A 21917-nucleotide genomic window follows, 5' to 3' on the forward strand; every position below is an offset into this window, starting at 1 on the left:
GACGCCAGCCGATGCACAATCTCATCATTCGGGATGGAACCAGTCAGGCGATGCGGGCCTTGCCCCCATTGCAGGACGGCTATTTCCATCTCGACGAGATGACGTTTCACGAACTGCTGGACATCGTCGTCGAATTCGCCTCGCTGGTGCGATTCCATAACGCGCAGGACGTGCCCGAAGGCGACTGGTCGCCGTTCTTTCGCGCCGATGAAACGGTGGTCATGAGCCGTATCCTCGCGTTCGATCTGACGCGCGAGACGGAACGGTTCGCCCGATGGTGGCGCGACACGCCCGAATACGACGGTGTGAGCGGCACGGACGCCGGATTGCGCTCGATGCTCGGCGCGTCGCCCGTGCCCGAACTGATCGAGACGCTCAACGCGTGGTACGAGGCACTTTCGCAGGCCAGAAGCGATAACGGACTCGGTCTGCGCACGGTGCTGCGCGCCGTCATCATGCAATTGAGTCGGCGGGAGACCGGGGTGCTCCGCGCGCTGGAATCGTTGCAGCTGCGCTCGGCGCTCGACCCCGTATGGATGGAAGCCTCGACGTCCGTGATTGCAGACGCGGCCGAAGACGGCGCGACGGCCAAGGCACCCACACCAGTCGCCCTGAGCAAAGCCGACGTGCGCGCCGACTTTCATGCATACATGAAAGCCATCGAGATGGTGCGCAAGGAGGCGTTGACCCGGTTGCCGGCGTCGTTGCACAGCGGCAATCACGATCCGGCCGTCGGTTTGCTGATCGCCTTCGTCAAGCAGTTCGAGAAACTCCAGAGCAAGCTCAACGGCTACACGCAGAAGTTCATCGACTTCTATTACGAACGCATGCTCGGCAGCGTGCCGCGCGGTGTGGTGCCGGATCACACATGGCTGGTCCTGCGACGCAATCCGGACGCCAAGGACGTGGTGGTGCCGGCCGGCACCGTGTTCCCGGCGGGAATCGATGCTCAGGGTCGCGACATCCTGTACCGGTCGCAAGACGAGTTGTGCGTAACCGGCGCCCGCGTGAGCCGGGTCCAGACGCTCTACCTCGACCACAACGGCTACAGCATGCCGGAGAACCTGTTGCCGGAAGACCCCGATGCCGGGCAAAACGCACGGAAGTGGCCGACCGCCGCGTGGTTCGACGAGGTGCCTTGTGCGCCGCCCGGCGTCGATCATTCGAAGGCGTGGCCGATCCTGGGGGCGCCCAAACCCGGTGCGGGCATCAGTTTGCATGGCGCGGCGCGAATCGGATTCGCACTGGCCAGCAAGGTGCTGTTGCTCAAGGAAGGCGAGCGGGTCGTCACGCTGACGATCGCCTTCGCCGACGACAGCCTCGTCACGCGGCTGGGGCAGGTCGCCGATGCGGTCTTCGGCGGCAGGCAAGGCGTCGGCGAAACGTTCGACGAGATGCATCTCCGACGTCAGGATCTCTATCTCAAGATTCTGCGCAGCCTGTTTTCGGTCGCGTTGACCGGCGAGACCGGCTGGATCGAGATCGCGGGCTATGTGCCGAGACTCGAAGGTCGGGAGATGCGCCTGAGTTTCGCATTGCCGCCGCAAGCGCCATCCGTCGTGCGCTATTCCCCGGCGCTGCACGGCGAGGCGTTCGATGTCGACACGCCGCTGGTCCGGTGCATTATCAATCCCGGCGCGTATCTGTTTCCCTACGGCCTGCTGCGCAATCTCCCGGTAACCGGCGCGCGCATCGATGTCGAAGCCCGCGGTTGCCGCGATCTGGTGCTGTACAACAACATCGGCCAGTTGAGTGCCGCGACGCCGTTTGCGCCATTCGGACCGATTCCGCGCCTCGGCAGCTATCTGGTGGTCGGCAGTACGGAGATGGCGTCCAAGCGCATCACGCGCTTCAGCCTGCGCATCGAGTGGGCGGACTTGCCTCGTGTGGCGGGCGGCTTCGGCACCTGGTACGACGGCTACGACGTGCGTCTGACGAATGACGACTATCTGGCATCGGTCGAGGTGCTGGCCAAGGGCGGCTGGCTGCCGGCGGGAGACGCACCGCGTCCGGTCGTGCCGCTGTTCCACACGCGTGTGACGCCCGGCAAGGGCGAGCGGATCGACAATTCCATCGTGTGGGAGGCCGGATCGCTCGCGCATCTGTTCGAGCCGGACGCCGGCGTGAGTCCGGCCCATCCACTGACATGGGGGCCCGGCGCGAAGAACGGGTTTTTCAAGTTCACGTTCGCGGCACCGGCATTTGCCTTCGGCCATGACGCGTACGCGCAGACCCTGTCGACGTCCATGCTCGCGAACGCGCGCAAGCGCATGTGGCGCCGGGCGCGTCCCATGCCACGCGCGCCTTACACGCCCATCGTGAACACGATTTCGTTCGACTATGCCGCGACGGGGGCGATCAGCGTCGATCGAATAGCCAATCGAGACGAGGACGGCCGCTTCCTCCATCTGCTTCCCGCCGGCTGGGAAACGCTCGACATGACGAGCTACCCGGCGCCCGAGTTGCTGCCACGGTTCGAAGATGCCGGCAATCTCTACATCGGCATCGATGGCGACGACCCGGGCGACACGTTGACGCTGCTGTTCCAGTTGCGCGAAGACTCCCGTCCGGTCTGCGCGGCCACCGATGGGACGCTCGACGACGCACACGCCACCGGACTGCGCTGGAGCTATCTCTCGGACAACGTCTGGAAGCCGCTCTCGCGTCGCGACATCCTGACCGACAGCACACACCGGTTGATGACTTCGGGGATCGTGACGCTGCGTGTGCCGGCCGATATCGGAAACCGGAATTCCGTTATGCCCGATGGCCTTTACTGGCTTCGGATCAGTGCCGACCGGGACATGGAGAAGTACTGCAGTCTGTATGCCGTGCATGCGCAGGCGGTGCAGGTCCAGCGAGGGGAGGATGTCCCGCAGACGGTGCCGATGGTGCTGCCGGCAGGAACGATCACGCGCAGCCGCCGCCCGCTGCCGGGCATCGTGTCCGTCACGCAGCCGTTGCCGTCGTGCGGCGGCCGCGCACAGGAGACCCGTGAACAGATGCGCACGCGGGTGAGCGAACGTCTGCGTCACAAGCAGCGCGCCGTCACGCCGGCCGATTTCGAATCCCTGATTCTGGAAGCCTTTCCCGAGGTCTACAAAGTGAAGTGCTTCGCGAACCTCTCGACGAAGCATGGCCCGCACGACTGCGTGCGGCCCGGGCAGGCGCTCATCGTGCCGTTGCCGTACTGGCCCGCGACCCGGGATGGCGAGCAGATGCCGATGCTCGACGGCAACGTCGTCCAGCAAATCGCCGAATTCGCCAACGCCCTGTCGTCGCCGTGGGCGAGCGTTTCCGTCGAGAACCCCGTCTATGAGCGCATTCAGGTCCGCTGCAAGGTACGCTTCACCGAGCGGGCAGGCAACGGCCATTACCTGACGCTGCTCAACGACGCGCTTTCCCGCTTTCTCACCCCGTGGCAGGACGGGGCCGGATATCGCACGCACTTCGGCTGGTGCATCCGCCAACACGACATCGAGGCTTACATCGGATCGCTGCCGTATGTGCAATACGTCTCGGGGTTCTCGATGTTGCGTATTGCCGCGGTGTCCTCGACGGCCGACGCCGCCGAGCTGGCCGCGACCGACATGCAGACGTTCACGCTGTTCGATACCGCGCGTCAGGCCGGCGGCACGACGGGGCCGCAGACCGACATTTTCCCGCTGTACCCGTGGAGCATTGCGATTCCGGCGGCGCATCACGCCATCGAAGCGGTAGACGACGATAAGGACTACGAGGGCGTGCCGACCACGCTGAGTCAGTTGGAAATCGGCACCACCTTCATCATTTCGGATGACGACCATGAATGGAAAACCGTTCGCCCGGCGTAACCGGGACACCCTGCGGCGCAAGTTCGGCAACGGCGAAATGCCCTCGGCGACGGCATTCTCGGAACTGATCGACTCCATGCTCAATATCGTGGACGAGGGCTTCGACAAGACGCCCGTCGACGGGCTGAAGGTCTCGCAGCTTAATCAGGGCAAGCTGCTGAGCTTCTATCAGAACATCGATCTGAAAAGCCCGATCTGGACGATTCAGCTCGACGGAGAGGCGGGCGGGCTGGCGTTCGGCAATGGCGACAATCCCACGGCGCTCACCTTGCGTCAGCTGGACAAGGCGAGCGGCGACGCGACGGCGGACAAATCGGCTCGGGCAGCCACCTTCGAGTTGGACGTCTCCGGCCGCGTGGTTGCCGACGGACGGCGCGGTCGCCCCGGCGCACGCGCCGTGCCGGCCGACGGCAAGTGGCACGACATCACGGATCCGCTCACGGGCTGTCAGGCGTTCGAGATCACGGCTGGCGTGGGCAAGCGCGGCAGCGGCAAGTTCGCGCTGATGCATGCCTATGCGGTCATGGCCTACAACGGCAAAGGCGACATCGACTACCGTCAGTCGCACTTCGGCAGCAAGTGCAACCGTCTCCAACTGCAATGGGCGGATGCTCCGGACGGCGCGAAGCACAGCTACGTGCTGCAAATGCGCGTGGGCTGTCCGTACGATCCGACGCGCGATGCGGCCGGCGCCCCCAGAACATGGGTGACGTATTACCTGACAACGCTGTGGTTCGATCCGGAGATGGCGGGCAGCGCGACGGACCCGGAACCGAAGGGGGCCCAATGAGCGACGCCAACGCCATGCCCCTGACGGTGGACATCGTCATCGAAGCCAACGACGCGCAGTTGCTCATGGCCGCGCTCGGCGAACTGCCGTTCAAGCGGGTCTTCGAGTTGATCGGCCTGTTGAACCGGCAAGCCAACGCCGTGTCCCCGGGGGCCGCGGTGGTGTGTTCGCTGGACGCGTCCGCGTTTGCGCTGATGGTGGAAGCGCTCGGCCAGTTGCCGTATCACCGCGTGCATGCACTGATCGACGACCTGAAGTCGCAGTTGCACGCGGCGCGCAATGTCCGCGATGGCGTGTCGGCGGAACGCGTACGCCGTATGCCTGGCACGAGGATGCAATGAACGCGCCCGAGTCCATCGCCCGTCACGAAGACCGGCCCGATCCGCATGGGCTGGACTTCGATGCGCTGCGCCGGGCCGGCATCTCCACATTGCAGGCGCTGTGCGGCGACCGCTGGACCGACTACAACCTGCACGACCCGGGCGTCACGATTCTGGAGCAATTGTGCTACGCCATCACCGAACTGGGGTATCGGTCCGACTTTCCGCCGGAGGACTATCTGGTCGGCGACGATGGGCAGATCGATTACCCGCGTCACGCGCTGCACCCGGCCGACGAGATTTTCCCGAGCGAGGTCCTGACGTTCGATGACTATCGCAAGCTGCTCTACGACACCATCCCCGAACTGGAAGACGTATGGCTCACGCGCGACGATCGCCCCGGCGCGACGGGGCGTCCCGCGCACGGGCTATGCCGCATCGCCATCAAGCTGAACGATGCGCTGCACGACAACGCCGATGCCCAGACGCGTGCCAGGCATGAAGCGGCGGTGTGTCTGCACGTGCGGCAGGTCTTCCACGCGCACAGGAATCTGGGGGAAGACCTCTCCGATGTCGTCGTCGTACCCGTGCACCCGGTGTATCTGAGTGGGGAAGTTCAGATCCACAGCGAGCGCGATCCGGCATCCATCTTCGCGGACATCTTCTTTCAGTGCGCCCGCGCCGTGCACTCGGGCTTCAGGGTCGAGCGATACGTGAAGGCATTCGACGCCGGCGTTCCGCTCGAAACCCTGTTTGCGGGGCCGCGCACCGCGCATGGGTATATCGCCAGTACCGGCGCACAGGCGCAGGGGGCGCCCGTGACCATCGCGCGTCTCGTGGGGCTGGTGCAGGCCGTGGACGGCGTGGCGCATGTCCAGCGTCTGGCGTTGTGCAACGCGGATGGCTCGCCGGTGAACGGCGACAGTGTGACGGGAGCATCCGGCGCGGTGCTGCGGCTCCAGTTTCCGGGAGATGCGCAAAGCAACTTTCTCCGGCTGCATTTCGCCAGTGGAGCAATGGGCAATGGCACGCGGGGGCATTCGTCAAGCACCGGCAACGGCGGCAACGACCACCGCCGCGAGGAAAAGTCGCGGGTCGTGCTCGACGACGCCCGCGTGGCGCTCGCCAAGGCGCGCTTCGAGTTCGATACGCTGCGCAACACCAGGCAGTCCGTCACCGGCATCGTCCCCGCGCCGCAAGGCCGGCAGCGAGTGCTGCGCGACTACTTTTCCATCCAGCATCAGTTTCCTGCGATCTACGGGATCAATCGTTTCGGCGTGCTCCCCACGGCGCCGCTCGCCAATCGCGTCAGCGCACATCAGCTCAAGGCGTATCTGTATCTGGCCGAGCAACTGATGGCGAACTATCTCGAGAACCTGCAATCGGTCGGACGGATGTTCTCCGTCGACAAGTTGTACGAGACGTACTTTTCGCAGACGATCGACAACGACGCGCTACCGGACATTGAAGCGTTCTATACCGACGCCCCCGCCGCGGTACGCAGCCGACTCGAACACATCGTGTCGAGAAAGGACCGTGCGGAGGACCGTCGCAGCCGGTTGCTCGACGTGCTGCTCGCCATGTACGGCGAGACGTACTCGCAGAAGTCGCTGCGCCGCTTCGACGACTATCAGGACGAGCACGGTGCGCGCTGGTTGATCGACAACAAGCTGGACTTCCTGCGGCACATCGCCACGCTTTCCCGGGATCGCGCTTGCGCATTCGACATCACGGCGCCGGACTTTCGGCCCGACGGCCGTGCCAACATCGCCGGCGTGCACGCCAAGATTTCCATCTTGCTGGGACTGCCTGCCGAACCGCCGCGGGCTCCGCTCAGCGACGCGTTATTGCGCTGGCATCTTCGATTGCAACCCGATCGCGCGGCTACGAAGGAAAGCTACGAACACGCAGCGGCGCGGCTCATCGTCCTCAAGTCGCAAGGCGAGCTTCCGGCGGGGGGCGCACACAAGGGCGAAGCCCGCGCGGCGCCGGGCGACATGTTGCCCGGCGGGCTCCTCGTGCATGGCGTTCGGCTGGAAAACTATGTGCTCAGGCAACATGGCGACGCCGTACACGTCCATTTCCGCACGCATGATGCACGCCTGGGGGGTGACCCGGCCGGAGAGGTGCAACTGGCCCGCTTTCAGGGCGACGAGGCCGTGGCGTTCGCCGACCGGTATGTCGAGATACTGCGCGAGTTCCTGTGTGAACTGAGCCAGCAGTCCGAGGGCTTCTATCTGGTGGAGCACGTATTGCTGCGTCCGCGCCATGCCTCGGCTGCGGACGGTAGCGACGAGGGCACTGAGGGCGCTACGGCGCACGACGAAGCGTCGTTTTTCAATGCGCGTGTAAGCGTTGTATTCCCCGCGTGGACCGCGAGATTCAGTGATCCCGACTTTCGGCTGCTGGCGCAGGAGACGGTCTGCCGAAACTTGCCGGCGCACCTGCTGCCGGAGTTTCACTGGCTCGATTACGTCGCCATGCGCGACTTCGAGCACCGGTACAGCCTCTGGCGCGCGCGGCTGCGTGAACGGGAGACGGCGACGACTGCCGAGCGGCTGGATGCCGCGAGCGCCAGTTTGCGTGCGCTGCTCATGCGCAGACGTCGTGCGCACAATCTGACGCTGTGGGTCTAGCGATGCAGGCGCGCCATCGGATCCGAACGCTCGACTTCGACCTGACCTTTGCGTCGGGGGCGCTGGCCATGTCGCAAGGCGAGCCGCTGCGCGCCCTGGTCGTCGACCATCTTCTGCCGATCATGGCCACGGTGCTCGACGACGCGCCTTCCGACACCGACGTCTACCGGATCGACCGGCTCGACGTCGATCTCGGCGAGGTTGCCGTCGAGGATCTGCCGGATGTGCTCGCGCAGCGGTTGGCGCAGGCGCTTGCCGACGTACTGAGTTTTCATCCGGGGGATCGTGAATGGCACGTTGCGGCGGGGAACCGTCCGGTGACCGAGGCATTGGACATGGCACCCGAAAGACCTGCGTACCCGGGCGGTGTTGTCGGCGAGCCGAAGGTCGATCGATTTGCTTCGCAGGCCGATGCGGATGTCGCCGATCTGATGGCGTTTCTGATCGACGGACGAACGGTCCCGGGGAGCGGGGCGCTTGAGGGCGCTGAGCTATCTGAGGCCAATGAGGCATTCGAGATATCGGGGGCACCAAGGACACCGGCGACACCCGGAACACTCGGAACACCCGGAACACCCGGAACACCCGGAACACCCGGAACACCCGGAACACCCGGAGCATCTGGGGCGTCCGCGACACCCGGGACACCTGGGGCGTCCGAGGTGGGGGGGCGGAATCGCGGGATGTCGTCCGCCAAGGCGGTGTCGAATTCCGATGAGCGCGGGCGAGGCAGGGATGGCACGCACGAACGGCGATCCGTCGCCGTGTCGACCGATCCGCTCGACCGTCTGCTCGCTCGTGTGTTGGCCGGAGGGGACGTTGCAAAGCTCCGTCAGCAACTCCGCGCCCACGCGTCGCCGGACAGGCTGATTCAGCGACTGACCCTGCAGTTTTCAGCCGGTAGCGTTGGCGCTCTGATACATGCGCTGCTTCCGCGAGAAGCTGGGGCATGGCTTCGTGATCTCGATTCGCTCGATGGATTGCTGACGCAGGCGGCATGGCCGGTCGCTTCGCGTGTGCAGGCACGACTGGCTTCGCAGGGGAGGCTGATTGCCGCGGGTCTGTCGACGGCTTCGGCAGGCGCGCGTGAAATGCCCTGGCACGAGATCTGGCTGGCGGTGTTGTCATTGCGGAGTGTGAGTGTCCCGTCCCGCGAAGACGATGCGCTGAGTCGCACCCACGCGATCAAGCAGTTGATCGACGTCGGCCGCGACCTGATTGACACGAGCAGGCCGATGGTCGATGCGCTGCACCGGATCGCCCGGTCGATCCACGGCATTGCGGAGAACGAAGACGCGGGGATCGTGCATCGCTCCGAAGACACGGAAGCGCAGAACGAAGACGACAGTGCAAGTGCGGCCATCGCATCCCAACGATTCGAGCCGACACCGGACGAACCGACGCGAGACGTGAACATCGCGCTTCACGAAGCCTCGCGCGAACGTCTGAAGAAGTTGCTGGCGGTGGCCTTCATGCGAGGACATGCCCACTCGCTGTATGACGTTTGGCCCGAACTGGTAGCGCACGAACCGGACTTGTTGCTCGCCGCGGTGCGTCGCTATGCGTCGGTGGCGGATTTACGCGAGCAGATCGCTTCGAGGTTTCCTGCCTCCATGCTCGAGGACATGCTGGCACTCCTGTTGACGCGCATACCCGATGGTCAAACTCACGCGCCCCGCCGCCTGTCGGAGAACTCAACCGCGAGTGAGAATGTGAGCTCGGCATGGGAGTGGCGGCGCGCATGGCGTCGTGAACTGGCGATGTTGATCGAGGAGCTCCCTCCCGCCTTGGACGTTCAACGCAAGACAGGGCGAGAGATGCGCGTCGCGACGACCAGCCCGCGTCGTCTGGCAGAGGCCGTCGAGCCGATCACCTCGACCGATACGGATACGTCGTCAGACGAAGGCCGTCGATCCGGCGCTGCCGAGTCGATTATTCCTGAGATCGCTCCGGCGAGCGACGTCCATGTGCCTCAGACGCCATCCCTGTCCAATGCGCGTCTCGACAGCCTCCTTCGCGCCATGCTGAGCGGATCGCCGGCTTCGCTTGTCGACGACTGGCAACGGTGGCTGGCCGACGACGGTGCGGCATTGGCGCAAGTCTGGCGGCATTATGCGAAGTACGACACGATATTGATGCGCGTCGTCGAGAGCTTCCCGGAAGGCATGCTCGCCGATCTGGCGACAGCGCTCGACGCTTCGAATTCGTCGCTCTGGCACGCGTTCTCGGCACTCTCCGTTGGCCTGGTGCGTCGGGAAGATCGGTCAGTCTCGCCTCAGGTAGCAGAGCGGTGGGAAAGCGCCGAGCGCGCAACGTCATCCGGCGGACGAATCGACGTCAACGAGGTGCAGGCGAGGGTAGAAGCTCGCGAGCAAGACGCACGCTATATGGACCAAACAGATCCACCGCCTTCGAGCGTCCCGACCTCGGTTGACTTTATCCAATGGAAGCGCCTCGTCTGGCGGCGCTTGTTCAAGCGCCTGATCGATGGCCGTTCCGTTACACCCTCCCCGTTCATCACACCCGACGGATTGAGCGAAGTCGCGCGTAGTGCCGTGTCGCTACCGTGGCAACACCGGGCCGTGGGTCTCTGGCTTTCGCGGCAATCCCTGTCCGATAGCGCACCTCACGTGTACGAGGTTCGCCAGTCGGCAAGCGCTGAAACGTCGAATGACGCCAATGATGCCAGCGATGTTATCGACGTTATCGACACGACAGGGCTCTCGACGCCGCACGACGCAGAAGCATCTCGTCCGGTCGCCGTCGCGAGCCTCTCTGAACGAAAGGCGCCGACCGCAGCGCTGCTCACCGTTGTCCGTCGCCGCAACGAGGTTCTGCCGCAGGGCGGCGATCTGATCCGGCAGGCATCGCACCTGTCCGAGGCGCAACGGGCGATGCTTCAAAGCACGCTCGCCGCTGCGAAATCGGCATTGATTGGCGGCGAGGGCAATCTGTCCGCGAACGACTGGCGTGCCGTCGTCGAGACGATGATCGCCATGAGCGATGGGATTCCCGACGTGCATCGGGACATGCTGCACAAATCGATCGCCGCTCAAGCACCCGACGTCGCACCGACGCGCTCGGATGCCGTCGCTCGTTACTACGCGAGTGTCGCGGGGGCGCTCGCCAACGACACCGTGCTGGAGCTCGACGTGCTGAGCGAAGTCGCGCTGGCGGAGGCCGAAACGTCGGTGGACACCACTAGCTTCCCACCGGCGCCGCCGCACGAACGTGAGACCCCGCCGCTCCAAACCGCTGACGAACTCACCGGCACCTCGCCTGTATTGCCTGCGCAATCCGAGCACCGTCCTCCCGCCATGCCAGACGACTTCATCGACTACCTTACTTCCGCGGCGTTCCGGCAGGGGCATCCGCCACCATCGGGCCTCGACATCTGGCTGCGGCAGTCCGTCTATTCGGGGGCGCACACACTGCGTCCGGTCATCGCATTGGCCGCCGACGACGAGGCTCTGGCCGAGCGCTGGCTGGATCTGATTCCGCAGCCGCTCTGGCCCGGTATTGCGCGTCTGTCGTCGCGCGACACGCCGCAGGTGGCGCAGATGCTGCGTGTCGCCTCGGACATCACCGAATTGTTCGCGACGACTGCCGAAACCGTCCCGCTCGCGGATTTGCAGCGCGTGCGCTGGTCGTTTCTCTTCTCGTGGCTCTTCGCGCCGCAGCGTCCGTTCGATGCCGCAGTCTTCGCGGGATCGCTGGTGGCGACGCTGGCGCGTCGCTCAAACGTTTCCGTCCCTCCGGCGCTCGCTGCCCGGATCCAACAGCAAACGGGCATCGACATGAGTCCGGTCGCATCGAACCGGAGCGAAGCACCGGCAGCACCGGTCGACGCCGTGGTCCCCCATGCCGGGATCGTGCTGGCATGGCCGTTCCTGTCTCGCCTGTGGGAGCTTCTCGGCCTCAAGAACGAGCGCGGTTTCGTCGACGAGGCCGCCGGGCATCGCGCCGTCCTGTTGCTGCACTACGCCGGCACGGGGTTGACCGATGTCCCCGAGCACGCGCTGACGATGCACAAGCTGCTCTGCGGCGTGCCTTTTGAAACGCCGGTGGCACGTCATCTGGACATTACCGACGACGAAGCCAGGATGTGCGATCAGATGATCGACGTCATGATCCAGCACTGGTCCGCGTTGGGGAATACGTCACGCGCCGGCCTGCGGGAAACGTTTTTGCAACGCGAAGGCCGTCTGTCGTTCGCGGAGGACGGCTGGCATCTCGACATTCGCCGGGTGACGTTGGACGTACTGCTGGCACGCCTGCCATGGAGTATTTCCACGGTCCGCCTGTCGTGGATGGAGAAAACGCTATGGGTGAATTGGGCATGACGTCCACGACGACTGCGACCACCATGAACGCGCTGGTTTCCAACGCTGAGAGCCTTTCACGCGAAATCGCATGGTTCGGCGCCGTACTCGAGACGCGTTTGCACGCCTACTTCATGCATGAAGGCGTGCCGCACGATATTCACATTCATACGCCACCGGACCTGACGCATGATCCGTCCCCGTTCGCGCGGGCGCTCGTCGACTACGGTCTTGCCGACGACTTCGACGCGCGTGTCGTCATCATGCTCGCCATGTTGCCGCACGTCCGCCCGCAGGCGCTCGATCTGCTGTTCACGCAGAACAGGAATACCGAGCGTCAATTCACGGAGTTCGGCGGATGGCGCGCCCAGCATCATACCGGCTTGCTGCCAACAGGAGAGACGGCAGCCTTCGTGCTCGCGGGTGACGAGCTGTCGCGTCGCTTCGAAATCCTCGAACTGTTCGATGCGGATCACATCTTCGCCCGCACGCCGATTCTGCGGCTGGAGCGCCGTGCCGACGGCGAGCCGGCGCTGGCCGCCGCACTGCACATCGAGCGCGACTTTCTGGAGCGAAGCACCTCCGGGCGCGAGCACAAGCCGGACTACAGCGCAGGCTTTCCCGCGAAACGCATTACCACGCGACACGACTGGCGCGACCTCGTGCTGACGCCGGAAGTCGTCGAAGAAATCGAACAGATCCGTCAGTGGCTCGACCGTGGCGACGCCGTCATGCGCCGCTGGCAACTGGACCGCATGGTCAAGCCGGGCTTCCGCGCACTGTTCTACGGGCCGCCCGGCACGGGCAAGACGCTCACGGCCACGCTGCTCGGGAAGGCCGCCGGCGTCGACGTCTACCGGATCGACCTGTCGAAGATCGTCTCGAAGTACATCGGCGAGACGGAGAAGAACATGGCGAACGTCTTCGATCAAGCCCAGAACAAGCGCTGGATCCTGTTCTTCGACGAAGCGGACGCGCTTTTCGGCAAGCGTACCGAAGGCAGCAGCGCCAACGACCGTCATGCCAATCAGGAGGTCGCGTATTTGCTCCAGCGAATCGAGGACTATCCCGGCGTGGTTCTGCTCGCGAGCAACCTCAAGGGCAACATCGACGAGGCATTCGCGCGGCGCTTCCAGAGCGCGATTCACTTCCCCATGCCGGACGACGCGCAACGCCTGCAACTCTGGCACAACCTCTTTCCCGAGCGCCGGGGGCTGGCGGCGGACGTCGATCTGCCTGCGCTGGCCGCCGCCCATGTGCTCTCCGGCGGCGCGCTGCTCAACGTCGCCCGGCACGCCGTGATGTGGGCCGAGCGCGACGGACGCGATACCGTCTCGCAGGCCGACTTGCTGCGTGCCATCCGCCGCGAACACATCAAAGAAGGACGCACGATCTGATATGAGCTACGTCGACTTCATGAGGCGTTCCCGCAGACGGATGGCGTCGCTGTGCGCCGTGTTGATGGGCATGACGGTGTCGCTGGCGGTCGTTGGGGCTGTGCCGTCCGTCGCGAGCGTCGTTGCATCGCCATCCGCCCCGCCCGCGTCATCTCCGTCATCTGCACCATCCGTTGCCTCGGCGCCGGCAGGGCCGCCGGCCCCGGTAGCCGCGCCGACGACGCCTACGTCCGGCGCGAGTGCTGCGTCGGCGTCCAAGCCCGAGGCGCAACCTGCCGCGCCAACGACCGAACCCGTTGCCGCGCCCGCCGCAGCGAGCAGTCCGGCTGTCGCGTCGCAACCCGTGGCCGTCAAAGGTGCGCCGACGCAGCCGGTCGCCGCACCGGCTCAAGCGCTCGCACCGACGATAAAGGCGTCGCGTATGGCGCCGCCCATAGGCAGCGATGGCAAGCCGATGACGCCCGAGCAGGCGTGGCGAATCGTCAATACCGTTCAGGTCACGCCGGAGCCGACTTCCGGCCCGGGCACCGCGCTGATTTCCGCGGACGTCGTTCGTCGTCTGGCCCCTGCTATGCGCCGTGCCATCCAGCAGGCGCTCCTCGTCATCTATTCGGAAGATCCGGCTTATCTGCAGGCCTATCGGGAGAGCACCCGGCCGCTGTCGGACAACCTCGTCGGCCCAATCACGCTGTCCTGGCTCAACCGCTTCTGGCTGGATTTCAAGATGCAGCCGGTCGGCAATCTGACCAATGCGTCGGTGCAGGCGCTTCTGAAGTTCGCGTCCATCGTGCGCGCGCATCCGCAATGGAAGGCCGATCTGGTCGGCGCCGATCTGGGCCGCTGGATCGACGGGTTCGAGCCGAAGGAGCAGGCGCGCTATTACCAGATTCGTCTCGCCGGCACGGACGACGAGATCGCCGCCATGCTCTGGCTGTACCACCTCGATACCGACGGCAATCGCAACGCCGGTCCCGACCCGGACCGTGCGTTGCTCACGATCTACAACTACACGCTCGATGCTGCCGACTTCACGCTGCTGGCCTCCAAGTCGAAGGTCGTCGACCATCTGTCGGCCTTGCAGGACAAGGTCTACCTGAACCAGCCGCTGTTCGATGCGGCAGTGCTCGATGCGCTCAAGGATCTCGGCAAGCAGGCCGGGGCTTACTTGCCGGAAGCGCGCGCCGTAGCGATCACGACCACCTATCAACTGACGGACGCTTCGCTCCAGCAACTCCGCCAGGATGGCCGAGTGCCCACGGACATCGTCGAAGCCGTCTCCGGTATGACGGAGGAGTACGCGAGTCGGGCGGACTTCAACGAGGCGATTCTCGACGCCACTTCGGCGATCAAGACGCCGGTCGACCCGTACGTGCCCGAGATCGTTCGCGCGGCGCAATCGCAGACCACGTACGTGTTGACCGCGCAGGCGCTCGCTGAGCTGGCATCGAGCCGAAGGAACGAATCGGTGCCGCCCGTCATTCTCGACATGCTCAAAGGGTTGCAAGGCCTGCAGTACCCGCAATTGTGGCTGTTCGACCGTGCCGTGATGGCGCGTTTGCGTGAGGGTGTGGGGGCCTGTCCGACGGGGATTCCCGGTAGCGTGGCCGACGCGCGCAAGGTCTCGGCCAACCAGATGCAGCAATTGTCCGCGGTGCTGCGCGACCCGGCGCTGTTCGCGCAGCTCGAAGCGCTGTGGCGCAAAGGCACGTGCAGCAACGTCGAGAGCTTGTCGCTGCCGCAGTTGATGCAGGTGCTGTATGACCGCTTCCGGCCATCGCTCGTTGCCACCGCGCGCAAGAAGCCGGTGTTCGATCCGGCCAAACAGGTGCGTTGGAGCGGCGACGGCTGTGGTTGCCTGCTCGACCATCTGCAAGGCACCGTCTACGGCTTTTTCCCGTTCTGGATGGCGGGGCCGAAGCAGAACGTGGATTTCAGCACGCTCACGCGCATCGGCTATTACGGCGCGACGTTCGACGACACCGGCAGTCTCGTACAGGCCAACTACGGTGGCAGTTTCGTCGAGCAGGCGCAAACGTCCGCATCGCTTTCCGGCGACTTCGTGTCCGTCGCGCAACGGCATCAGAGTAACGTGCAATGGGTGATTCAGCGCAACGACTGGCGCACCTGGATGCGCCTCGACAAGGACCGCAAGGTGGCCGTGTTGAATCGCCTCGGCGCGGACATCGTGCGCCTACTCTCGACCGGCTTGCGGAACTGGACAGCGGCCGTCTCGAACCATCTGCCGTTCGGTGCACGTTTCGCCCCGACCAATGGCAGCGGCGTCGTGCTGTTTTTCGACGACTATCCGCAGGACCCGGTGTCCGTGGTCGTGTTCAACCAGTTCGTGGATCAACTGCGCACCCGATTGCGCGAGGCGGGGGCAGGGGATCGCATCGACATCATGGTGCGGCATGACCGGGTGGGGCATGGCATCTACGCTTACGGGAACCTGCTGCAACTCGTGACTGACACGGACAGGAACGTCTCGACCGACCTGCTGGCGCGCGTCGACCGGGACAGGCAACGGCGACCGAACTTTCTGGTGCTGCTCGACGAACCGACGACCGACTCGAAGAAGGCGTTGCGCGAATCCGTCGAGGAAGGCTTGCACGGGGAGGACCGCATGACGGTGTTGCGCCAGATCATTCCGGTCATCACGTTCGACAACGACAACTGGCAGCAGCTTCAGGACGACATCGTGTATGCGCAGGACAACTTCGGCGGCATCGGCTTCTGGCCGATGCCATTGCGTGATGCCGCACCGGATGCTGCGAAGGTCGGTCCGGCGTTGCCCGTCGCGGATACGTTGATTCCAACGCCGATGAAAGGGGTGCAGGCCTGTTCGTTGACGCGCAGCATCAGCGAATGTCTGGCGGATCATTATCAGATTCCTGCGGGCGTTCAGTCTTCGGCGGTCTGCAAGACCGTGTGCGAGAACCTGTACGCCTTCCGGCTCGCCACCAAGATCGTGCTGTTGCTGTTGATCGGATGCGGCGTGGCGTATTACGCGTCGTGCCGCTGGCGCGAACTCATGTCGCGCTACTACCATGCGCCGGCGCTCGTGGTGGCTGCTGCGTGGATCCTGCTGGGGCTGGCATTGCTCTTTTGCGACCCGTTCCTGAGATGGCTCGCACGTGGCTACATGATTCCGATCTTCCTCTTTCTGTTCATCATCGCCCTGATCGCGTGGTACCAGTACCAGCTCAAGGAGCGTGACGATCAGCCATGAGGGGGCGGTGCGGTTGGATTGAGGCATCTCCTTGCTCAGGGTATGCTCGGAGACAATGCGCTCAGCAAGAAAGCGAGAGCTGTGTATATGGTCACGAATCAACATGAGAAACGTCATTCGTAATCCCTTGCTGATCGGATTCAGAAGTCTGGACGGCAAATCGCACTATGCCGTCGGCGACTGGTTCGAAGGCGATCCTGAATCGAGAAAACGGGGAATGCCCACGTCGCTCGCGGCCGAATATCGACAGAGCGTTGCCCAACTACCGTCATGTGTCGGTCCATTGCGGACCTATGGTGCATGGTTACCCTACGTGGATTTCCCATCGCTCAACGAAGGCGGCACGCCGACTGTAGATCTGCCCGCGCTTGCTGTTTCTTTCGGTCTTCGGAAGCTGGTAGTCAAACGTGAATCGGCCAACCCCACCGGTAGTCACAAGGATCGAATGACTCCGTTGGCTCTGGCGAGGGCCATCGAAATCGGAATGAACGGTGTAGTTTGCGTCAGCTCGGGCAACGCTGCGATCTCGCTGGCAGCCTATGCGGCCGCAGCTGCGGTTCCTTGCAGGGTTCTCGTGACGGCTTCAATACCCGATGGCTATCGGACGTTACTTGAGCGCATGGGGGCCGAAATCATAGTATGCAGAACGCATCTCGATCGTTGGACTGCGATGAGTGAGATGGTCGTCAGCGGCTGGTTTCCAATCACGAACTATGTGTTGCCCGCAGTGGGAAGCAATCCGTATGGTGTCCAAGGGTACAAGACCATCGCTTACGAGCTGTTTCAACAGGAGGGCCAGATCGATGCCGTGGTGGTCCCATGCGCGCGCGGTGACCTGATCTGGGGTATCGGCGAAGGCTTCAAGGACCTCAAGCGCGCTGGACTGTTGAAAAGCGTGCCGAGTCTTCATGCGGTCGAACCGTTTCCCAGATTATCGAAAGTACTGAGTGGCCATGCGAAGTCCACGGATCTTTTTCCCGGCCAGACTCCGCAATTTTCCATTGCAGGCGACACCACGACTGATCAGGCGGTAAGAGCGGTGGTAGAAAGCTGCGGATCGGCCGTGTGCGTGAATGATACCGCCGCAATCGCCGCGCAGGCCGAGGCGGCGCGGCACGGCCTCGATCTGGAGTTGAGTGCGGCTTCGGCGCTTGGCGCCGTTCCACTCCTCAAGGCAACTGGCGCCTTGGCTGACGATACCAAAGTGGTCGTGATAGGAACCGCGAGTTCGGCTCGTGAACCAGTGCCTATTCTGATACCGCTGGTTCCGGCCTCGGCCTGACTATTTCACGTGGGCGTAAACCCATAGAGAGCGTCACCGGATTGATTGCTAAAATCGGCGCAGCTTTGCCAATTCCACAATCGGGCGTTATGGCTCGACTCTCGCAGGCAGCCAGTTAACATCTTCGGCAGCTTGTTCAGCATCATTTCACAGCACTGGTGCAGCGTTGAAAACCCTCCCGTAACGCAGCGCCCAACTCTGCATCTGATGCGAGTTCAGGGACATGCAAAATCTCGGGACCGTCGTTGGATATGCCGGTGTAAGTATCCAGAGATTTGTGATGCGTCGGCTTAACCTGCACTTCCCCTTCCGATACACTGATCCAGCAGCAATTCATATTTCTGCGCATGGCGCGCTTTGTTTTATAGCCGTATTCATTCATAGCCCAAGCATCTCGAGAGTCCTCAATTTTCTGGATGTCTCCCGATTTCCAGAGTCTCTGAAACTCTTCCGAATCGACCGACCTACTTAGCGACAACGCGAGGCGCAAGGTCCGGCCAAGGGTCGCGTCGTCGACATCCGGCGGAAGAAAGTGTGGATCAGCGCTCGGCTCCGGGTAAGACAACATTCCAATGGACTGTGTCACGACATAAAAGAAATCACCATTAAAAAAGGCAACCGATCTAGCAGTTATTTTCTTCATCTCGTTACTTGATGCTGGATGTCGCTGTCGCGCACCGTCAGTGCGCCGCCACTGATGCTGCTGCGCGTGATGCCCGACGCGTTTCCCGAAGCCTCCATGACCACTGGCATGTTGATCGACGCGCCACCCGACGAGCGCGGTAACTCAGTACCCGCAATTGGGTTGACGTTAGTTGTCACTTGAATTTGAAATCGTCAACTGCACCGGATATTCGGAGTGCGCCACAGCGATATTGCATTAAACTCGGCGACCGACTTCAACGATAGGGGGCTCGGTGCAAATAATGTTCACCACATCATTTTGAGTGAGAACAACGTAATGGCTGAGTTCACTCTCCCGGCGAACCTCATAGCTCTGCGTCACAAACCATGAAATTAGGGCAGAGTTTTTGACTTGGATGAGCGTACTCCCTAGACACCCATCTCTTCATCTGAGCCAAAAGACGCAAGGAATCGCCCTCGTCCGCCTTGCTATAGAAGAGGTAACTGTCAAACGAGAGACTAAACTCCCCTCCGTTTGCGGAGAGCAATAGTGTCAAGCATTTGCCCTCATCCGAGAGCCGAAGCAGATCAGGGCACTCTTCTGCAAACAATCTGTGAGAAACGACGGAAAAATCGCTCGTGTCTAGTACTTACCCCTCGGTCATTGCCGCTTCGACTCGAACCCGATCTTCTTCGTCAAACAGCAACAGCAACGAAAGAGTCTCGCCTGGTTTCCGGTCCAGAACAGCATTGCGTAACGCTATCAAGAATTCCCGGTAATGCTGCTACCCGCCCACGCACAACGGCGGCATGCAAACACTTGCTGAGACTTACGCGTTCTACTGCTCCGAGTCGTAGCGGCTCGTGTCCCGCGAGTTCTCGAGGTTCCAATTCAGAGCTATGGGGCCATCCAACGGCAAACCCAGCCGATGCGGGGTTGGTTGAACGGCGATTTTGCTATTGAGCAGACTATTTCTCGTCGAAGCCATACTTCGAGGGAATTTTGTAGTCCTCAGGAATCTCTGGCCAATGGAACCTTGGATCAGCACTGGCCTTGCCCAAATCATGGCGTAGTGCATCAAAAAAGCTCGTCAGATCATGAGAGTACACGCTTGCTCGCAACAACCCGATCCTTGCTGCAAGGGGATCATTGGCAGCGAGAGCGCTCTTGTATAACTTAATCGCAGCCTCTAAGTTTGCAATATTCGATTGAAACCTCTCATTCAAATCGGATTTCCAACTGATGTGCCAATCAAAACTCAATTTCTCCTCGTTATAACAGTTGAGGTCCTCCTCCGTAAGGTTGTTAGATTTAGCTAAATCAACCAAGAGCTTCTTGACGTTTTCATAGTCCACAATCATCTCAATTTTATTCGCCGACATCGGGCCGCCTCCGTTCGTGTTCACCGATCTTCCAACTGTCGCCGCACCGCTTGTGGCAAAAAATCGCCGCTACCAACGTTGCTGAGAAAGTGCTAACGGTCCCGATAGTCTTCAAACTCCCATGCGCCCATTCGGCTCAACTTGGTCGCGATAGCAGCCCAGTCTTCACCGTGGCAAGTTGCGACGTAGCGCTCAATGGCTGCTTTGATGGTCTTGTAATCATAGGCTTCAACAATCAGCATGTGCCTTCCCCACATTTGCCCCTCGATGGCGCATTGCGATTTAAGCCAGTCTGGTGTGCAGATCTCGATGTCGAACGCTTCCGAACTGGCCTCGCTTTGCGGACCAATGTAGGCTCTAATCCATGTGCTGAAGTTCGATAAATCATCCGGCTGGTAATTGATCAGTCTGTCTTCCAACTGCAAGGAATGCAGCGATTTGATTTCAGCTTTCATGACGTAATATTCAAGTGTCCGCTGCTAATGGGCCTACTTCCAGGCGTTAGCTTCAATTCAAAATTGGCCTGGACGCCGGTCATGGCATACGAACTGCTTGGCTTCGCTGGTGGCGGGCGATAGATCCGGAGTCCATCGCTACTCACCCACTATAAGCAATGACTCGATATACGGGATCCTCTTGGCGACCGACTGCAACTACGGCGGATACAGACCTGAGGTTATCCGCTTCTCCCCTGGGTCTTACCGATCGATTTGGTGAGCATTAATCTGTGCGTCTTGCGCGTTCTCAAGCGCTATCGGGATGACCTATCTGAGCGTCGAGTGCTGGTGCATCCGAGGAGTGGGATGGCCTACGCAACGCTCGCCAACGTCACAAAGGACAAGCCCGACGCGCCGCTGGGCTTGCCTCTCTGTTGGCAGGTTCATTAGTTGTTCCATCTTCCAGGAGACTTGAGTCTCCCAAAAGCGAGACCAACTCGTCGGACTGTGCTCTCTGATAGGGCTAGAGTAGAACGCGGAAAATATAGGATATCTGGGAAGGGTTCGACGGCTACCTGATTGAGTTGTCGGTGACAAAAAATTTCCACAAGTTAAGATCCATGCAGCGTCCCGTCAGGTGCAACCCACAATATTGCTGGCATGTCGTAGAAATAGTCTGTCAGCGCGACATTTTTCTCAGAAGTGACGTCAAGCGGCCATCGAGCTTTAAAGTACTCTAAGATCGTCTCGGTATCGGCATCCCAAACGTCATACCTCTCATGCCAAAATTCGTTGGGTGGGCAAAATTTGACGCTCCCTTGGTCAAGCAGTTGCCCTAGCAAGTCGAAGAACGCTTTCTTTTGCTCCTGAAACGTGATGCCCGGATTCCAACCGCTTATGGCACTAAAAAACCCTGAGATCCAAAGCCCAAACGAGCAGCGAAGGATATCTTCGACGTGATCGATCTTCATTGCGATGTGCCTCTCAAGAATCTGACTTCCTTGTTGGCCGACGTTCCGAGAGTTCTGCTCAGGACTTAGATTGTCCGTGCTAGTCCAGGTTGAGTTTGGGATGACGACATCGAGGGTGTGAGGCCACCAGACGGAGCGCCGACGTAGCGGCTCGTGTCCTGCAAATTTTCAAGGTTACAACCCGGAGCTATGGCGTCGACAAATGATAAACTTGGTCGATTCCGGATTTTTTGAACTAGGATCTCAGCTATTAAGCTTAGTTGATGTCACCGTCGTATTTGTGGCACGAACCTCTACGAAACGACGAGCCGTCCGTCCTCCCCGACCCAGATTAATCCAGGTAACTCATAAAAGTAGTACGTCAACTCGATATCCTTTTCGTCACTAGCCTTCTCGGGCCACCGGCCTCGCACGTAGTCCATGATCTCGGATATTGGGGCATTCCATCGTGCTTCGGGGTCCTCCACTGTGAGCTTCGGCGTAGGATTTGCCGGTGAGACATAGCAATCAGCTCCGGGCGCAATGAACATCACCTTGCCCTCCCGAAGCAGTGTTTCGAGAAGCGATAAGAAATACTCCTTCTTCTCCAGAAAGGAGGCACCCGGGTTCCAACCACACACGGCGCTGAACAGTCCGGATATCCAGAGTCCGAAGGCATCGCGAACAATTTCGCGCTGGTGGTTCAGTATCATA

At 61.7% G+C, this 21917-nt stretch carries 15 protein-coding genes; 9 read left to right on the forward strand and 6 right to left on the reverse strand.

Going from position 1 to position 21917, the window contains the following annotated elements:
- Positions 1 to 59 precede the first annotated feature (59 nt).
- The 6 genes from RO07_RS05300 to RO07_RS05335 all read left to right on the forward strand — a co-directional run bounded on the left by RO07_RS05300 (position 60) and on the right by RO07_RS05335 (position 13298).
- Complete coding sequence (locus RO07_RS05300) at positions 60 to 3833, forward strand: baseplate J/gp47 family protein (protein ID WP_218919080.1); 3774 nt, start codon at positions 60 to 62, stop codon at positions 3831 to 3833.
- Complete coding sequence (locus RO07_RS05305) at positions 3805 to 4623, forward strand: hypothetical protein (RefSeq protein WP_115088907.1); 819 nt, start codon at positions 3805 to 3807, stop codon at positions 4621 to 4623. The genes RO07_RS05300 and RO07_RS05305 overlap by 29 nt, the downstream gene beginning before the upstream one ends.
- On the forward strand, positions 4620 to 4964 hold the full coding sequence (locus RO07_RS05310) for a hypothetical protein (RefSeq protein WP_039408690.1): 345 nt from the start codon (positions 4620 to 4622) through the stop codon (positions 4962 to 4964). The genes RO07_RS05305 and RO07_RS05310 overlap by 4 nt, the downstream gene beginning before the upstream one ends.
- Positions 4961 to 7579: a hypothetical protein gene (locus RO07_RS05315; RefSeq protein WP_039408693.1), complete on the forward strand. Its 2619-nt coding sequence runs from the start codon at positions 4961 to 4963 to the stop codon at positions 7577 to 7579. Before RO07_RS05310 ends, RO07_RS05315 begins: the two co-directional genes overlap by 4 nt.
- Positions 7580 to 7647: 68 nt before the next feature.
- Positions 7648 to 11922 carry a contractile injection system tape measure protein gene (locus tag RO07_RS26415; RefSeq protein WP_237171440.1) on the forward strand — a complete coding sequence of 1425 codons (4275 nt, stop codon included), beginning with the start codon at positions 7648 to 7650 and terminating at the stop codon, positions 11920 to 11922.
- Positions 11904 to 13298 carry an ATP-binding protein gene (locus tag RO07_RS05335; protein WP_237171378.1) on the forward strand — a complete coding sequence of 465 codons (1395 nt, stop codon included), beginning with the start codon at positions 11904 to 11906 and terminating at the stop codon, positions 13296 to 13298. Before RO07_RS26415 ends, RO07_RS05335 begins: the two co-directional genes overlap by 19 nt.
- A 6-nt stretch (positions 13299 to 13304) precedes the next feature.
- Here the strand turns inward: RO07_RS05335 and RO07_RS05340 are convergent, their stop codons facing one another.
- Positions 13305 to 13652: a hypothetical protein gene (locus RO07_RS05340; RefSeq protein WP_039408699.1), complete on the reverse strand. Its 348-nt coding sequence runs from the start codon at positions 13650 to 13652 to the stop codon at positions 13305 to 13307.
- A gap of 67 nt (positions 13653 to 13719) precedes the next feature.
- On the opposite strand from RO07_RS05340, the gene RO07_RS05345 reads away from it, so the two are divergent.
- Both RO07_RS05345 and RO07_RS05350 read left to right on the forward strand, forming a co-directional pair.
- Positions 13720 to 16527, forward strand: a complete 2808-nt coding sequence (locus RO07_RS05345; RefSeq protein WP_039408700.1) for a hypothetical protein — start codon at positions 13720 to 13722, stop codon at positions 16525 to 16527.
- Between the two features lie 103 nt (positions 16528 to 16630).
- A complete protein-coding gene (locus tag RO07_RS05350; protein ID WP_072636965.1) occupies positions 16631 to 17809 on the forward strand; it encodes a pyridoxal-phosphate dependent enzyme in 1179 nt (392 codons plus the stop codon).
- Positions 17810 to 17951: 142 nt separating this feature from the next.
- On the opposite strand, the gene RO07_RS05355 is transcribed toward RO07_RS05350, so the two are convergent.
- A complete protein-coding gene (locus RO07_RS05355) occupies positions 17952 to 18452 on the reverse strand; it encodes a contact-dependent growth inhibition system immunity protein (RefSeq protein WP_039408702.1) in 501 nt (166 codons plus the stop codon).
- Positions 18453 to 18470: 18 nt separating this feature from the next.
- Here RO07_RS05355 and RO07_RS25780 point away from each other — a divergent pair, with 18 nt between their 5' ends.
- Positions 18471 to 18635, forward strand: coding sequence for a hypothetical protein (locus RO07_RS25780; RefSeq protein WP_157118193.1), 165 nt, complete (start codon positions 18471 to 18473; stop codon positions 18633 to 18635).
- Positions 18636 to 19402: 767 nt separating this feature from the next.
- Here RO07_RS25780 and RO07_RS05360 read toward each other — a convergent pair.
- The 4 genes from RO07_RS05360 to RO07_RS05375 all read right to left on the reverse strand — a co-directional run bounded on the left by RO07_RS05360 (position 19403) and on the right by RO07_RS05375 (position 21916).
- Positions 19403 to 19840, reverse strand: coding sequence for a hypothetical protein (locus tag RO07_RS05360; RefSeq protein ID WP_147284543.1), 438 nt, complete (start codon positions 19838 to 19840; stop codon positions 19403 to 19405).
- A gap of 68 nt (positions 19841 to 19908) precedes the next feature.
- A complete protein-coding gene (locus tag RO07_RS05365; RefSeq protein WP_039408706.1) occupies positions 19909 to 20271 on the reverse strand; it encodes an immunity 8 family protein in 363 nt (120 codons plus the stop codon).
- A 593-nt stretch (positions 20272 to 20864) separates the two neighbouring features.
- Positions 20865 to 21224 (reverse strand): hypothetical protein, encoded by a 360-nt coding sequence (locus tag RO07_RS05370; protein WP_039408709.1) that lies wholly within the window; start codon positions 21222 to 21224, stop codon positions 20865 to 20867.
- A 293-nt stretch (positions 21225 to 21517) separates the two neighbouring features.
- Positions 21518 to 21916: a hypothetical protein gene (locus RO07_RS05375; protein ID WP_039408712.1), complete on the reverse strand. Its 399-nt coding sequence runs from the start codon at positions 21914 to 21916 to the stop codon at positions 21518 to 21520.
- Position 21917: the final 1 nt, after the last annotated feature.

Source organism: Pandoraea pulmonicola (assembly GCF_000815105.2).
In the GTDB taxonomy this organism is placed as follows: domain Bacteria; phylum Pseudomonadota; class Gammaproteobacteria; order Burkholderiales; family Burkholderiaceae; genus Pandoraea; species Pandoraea pulmonicola.

What these genes read in the sequence shown, in the direction of transcription:
- RO07_RS05365 (WP_039408706.1), bottom strand. Translation starts at nt 20,271, where the DNA reads ATGAAAGCTGAAATCAAATCGCTGCATTCCTTGCAGTTGGAAGACAGA.
- RO07_RS05370 (WP_039408709.1), bottom strand. Translation starts at nt 21,224, where the DNA reads ATGAAGATCGATCACGTCGAAGATATCCTTCGCTGCTCGTTTGGGCTT.
- RO07_RS05355 (WP_039408702.1), bottom strand. Translation starts at nt 18,452, where the DNA reads ATGAAGAAAATAACTGCTAGATCGGTTGCCTTTTTTAATGGTGATTTC.
- RO07_RS25780 (WP_157118193.1), top strand. Translation starts at nt 18,471, where the DNA reads ATGTCGCTGTCGCGCACCGTCAGTGCGCCGCCACTGATGCTGCTGCGC.
- RO07_RS05350 (WP_072636965.1), top strand. Translation starts at nt 16,631, where the DNA reads ATGAGAAACGTCATTCGTAATCCCTTGCTGATCGGATTCAGAAGTCTG.
- RO07_RS05375 (WP_039408712.1), bottom strand. Translation starts at nt 21,916, where the DNA reads ATGATACTGAACCACCAGCGCGAAATTGTTCGCGATGCCTTCGGACTC.
- RO07_RS05345 (WP_039408700.1), top strand. Translation starts at nt 13,720, where the DNA reads ATGGCGCCGCCCATAGGCAGCGATGGCAAGCCGATGACGCCCGAGCAG.
- RO07_RS05310 (WP_039408690.1), top strand. Translation starts at nt 4,620, where the DNA reads ATGAGCGACGCCAACGCCATGCCCCTGACGGTGGACATCGTCATCGAA.
- RO07_RS05305 (WP_115088907.1), top strand. Translation starts at nt 3,805, where the DNA reads ATGAATGGAAAACCGTTCGCCCGGCGTAACCGGGACACCCTGCGGCGC.
- RO07_RS05335 (WP_237171378.1), top strand. Translation starts at nt 11,904, where the DNA reads ATGGGTGAATTGGGCATGACGTCCACGACGACTGCGACCACCATGAAC.
- RO07_RS05315 (WP_039408693.1), top strand. Translation starts at nt 4,961, where the DNA reads ATGAACGCGCCCGAGTCCATCGCCCGTCACGAAGACCGGCCCGATCCG.
- RO07_RS26415 (WP_237171440.1), top strand. Translation starts at nt 7,648, where the DNA reads ATGTCGCAAGGCGAGCCGCTGCGCGCCCTGGTCGTCGACCATCTTCTG.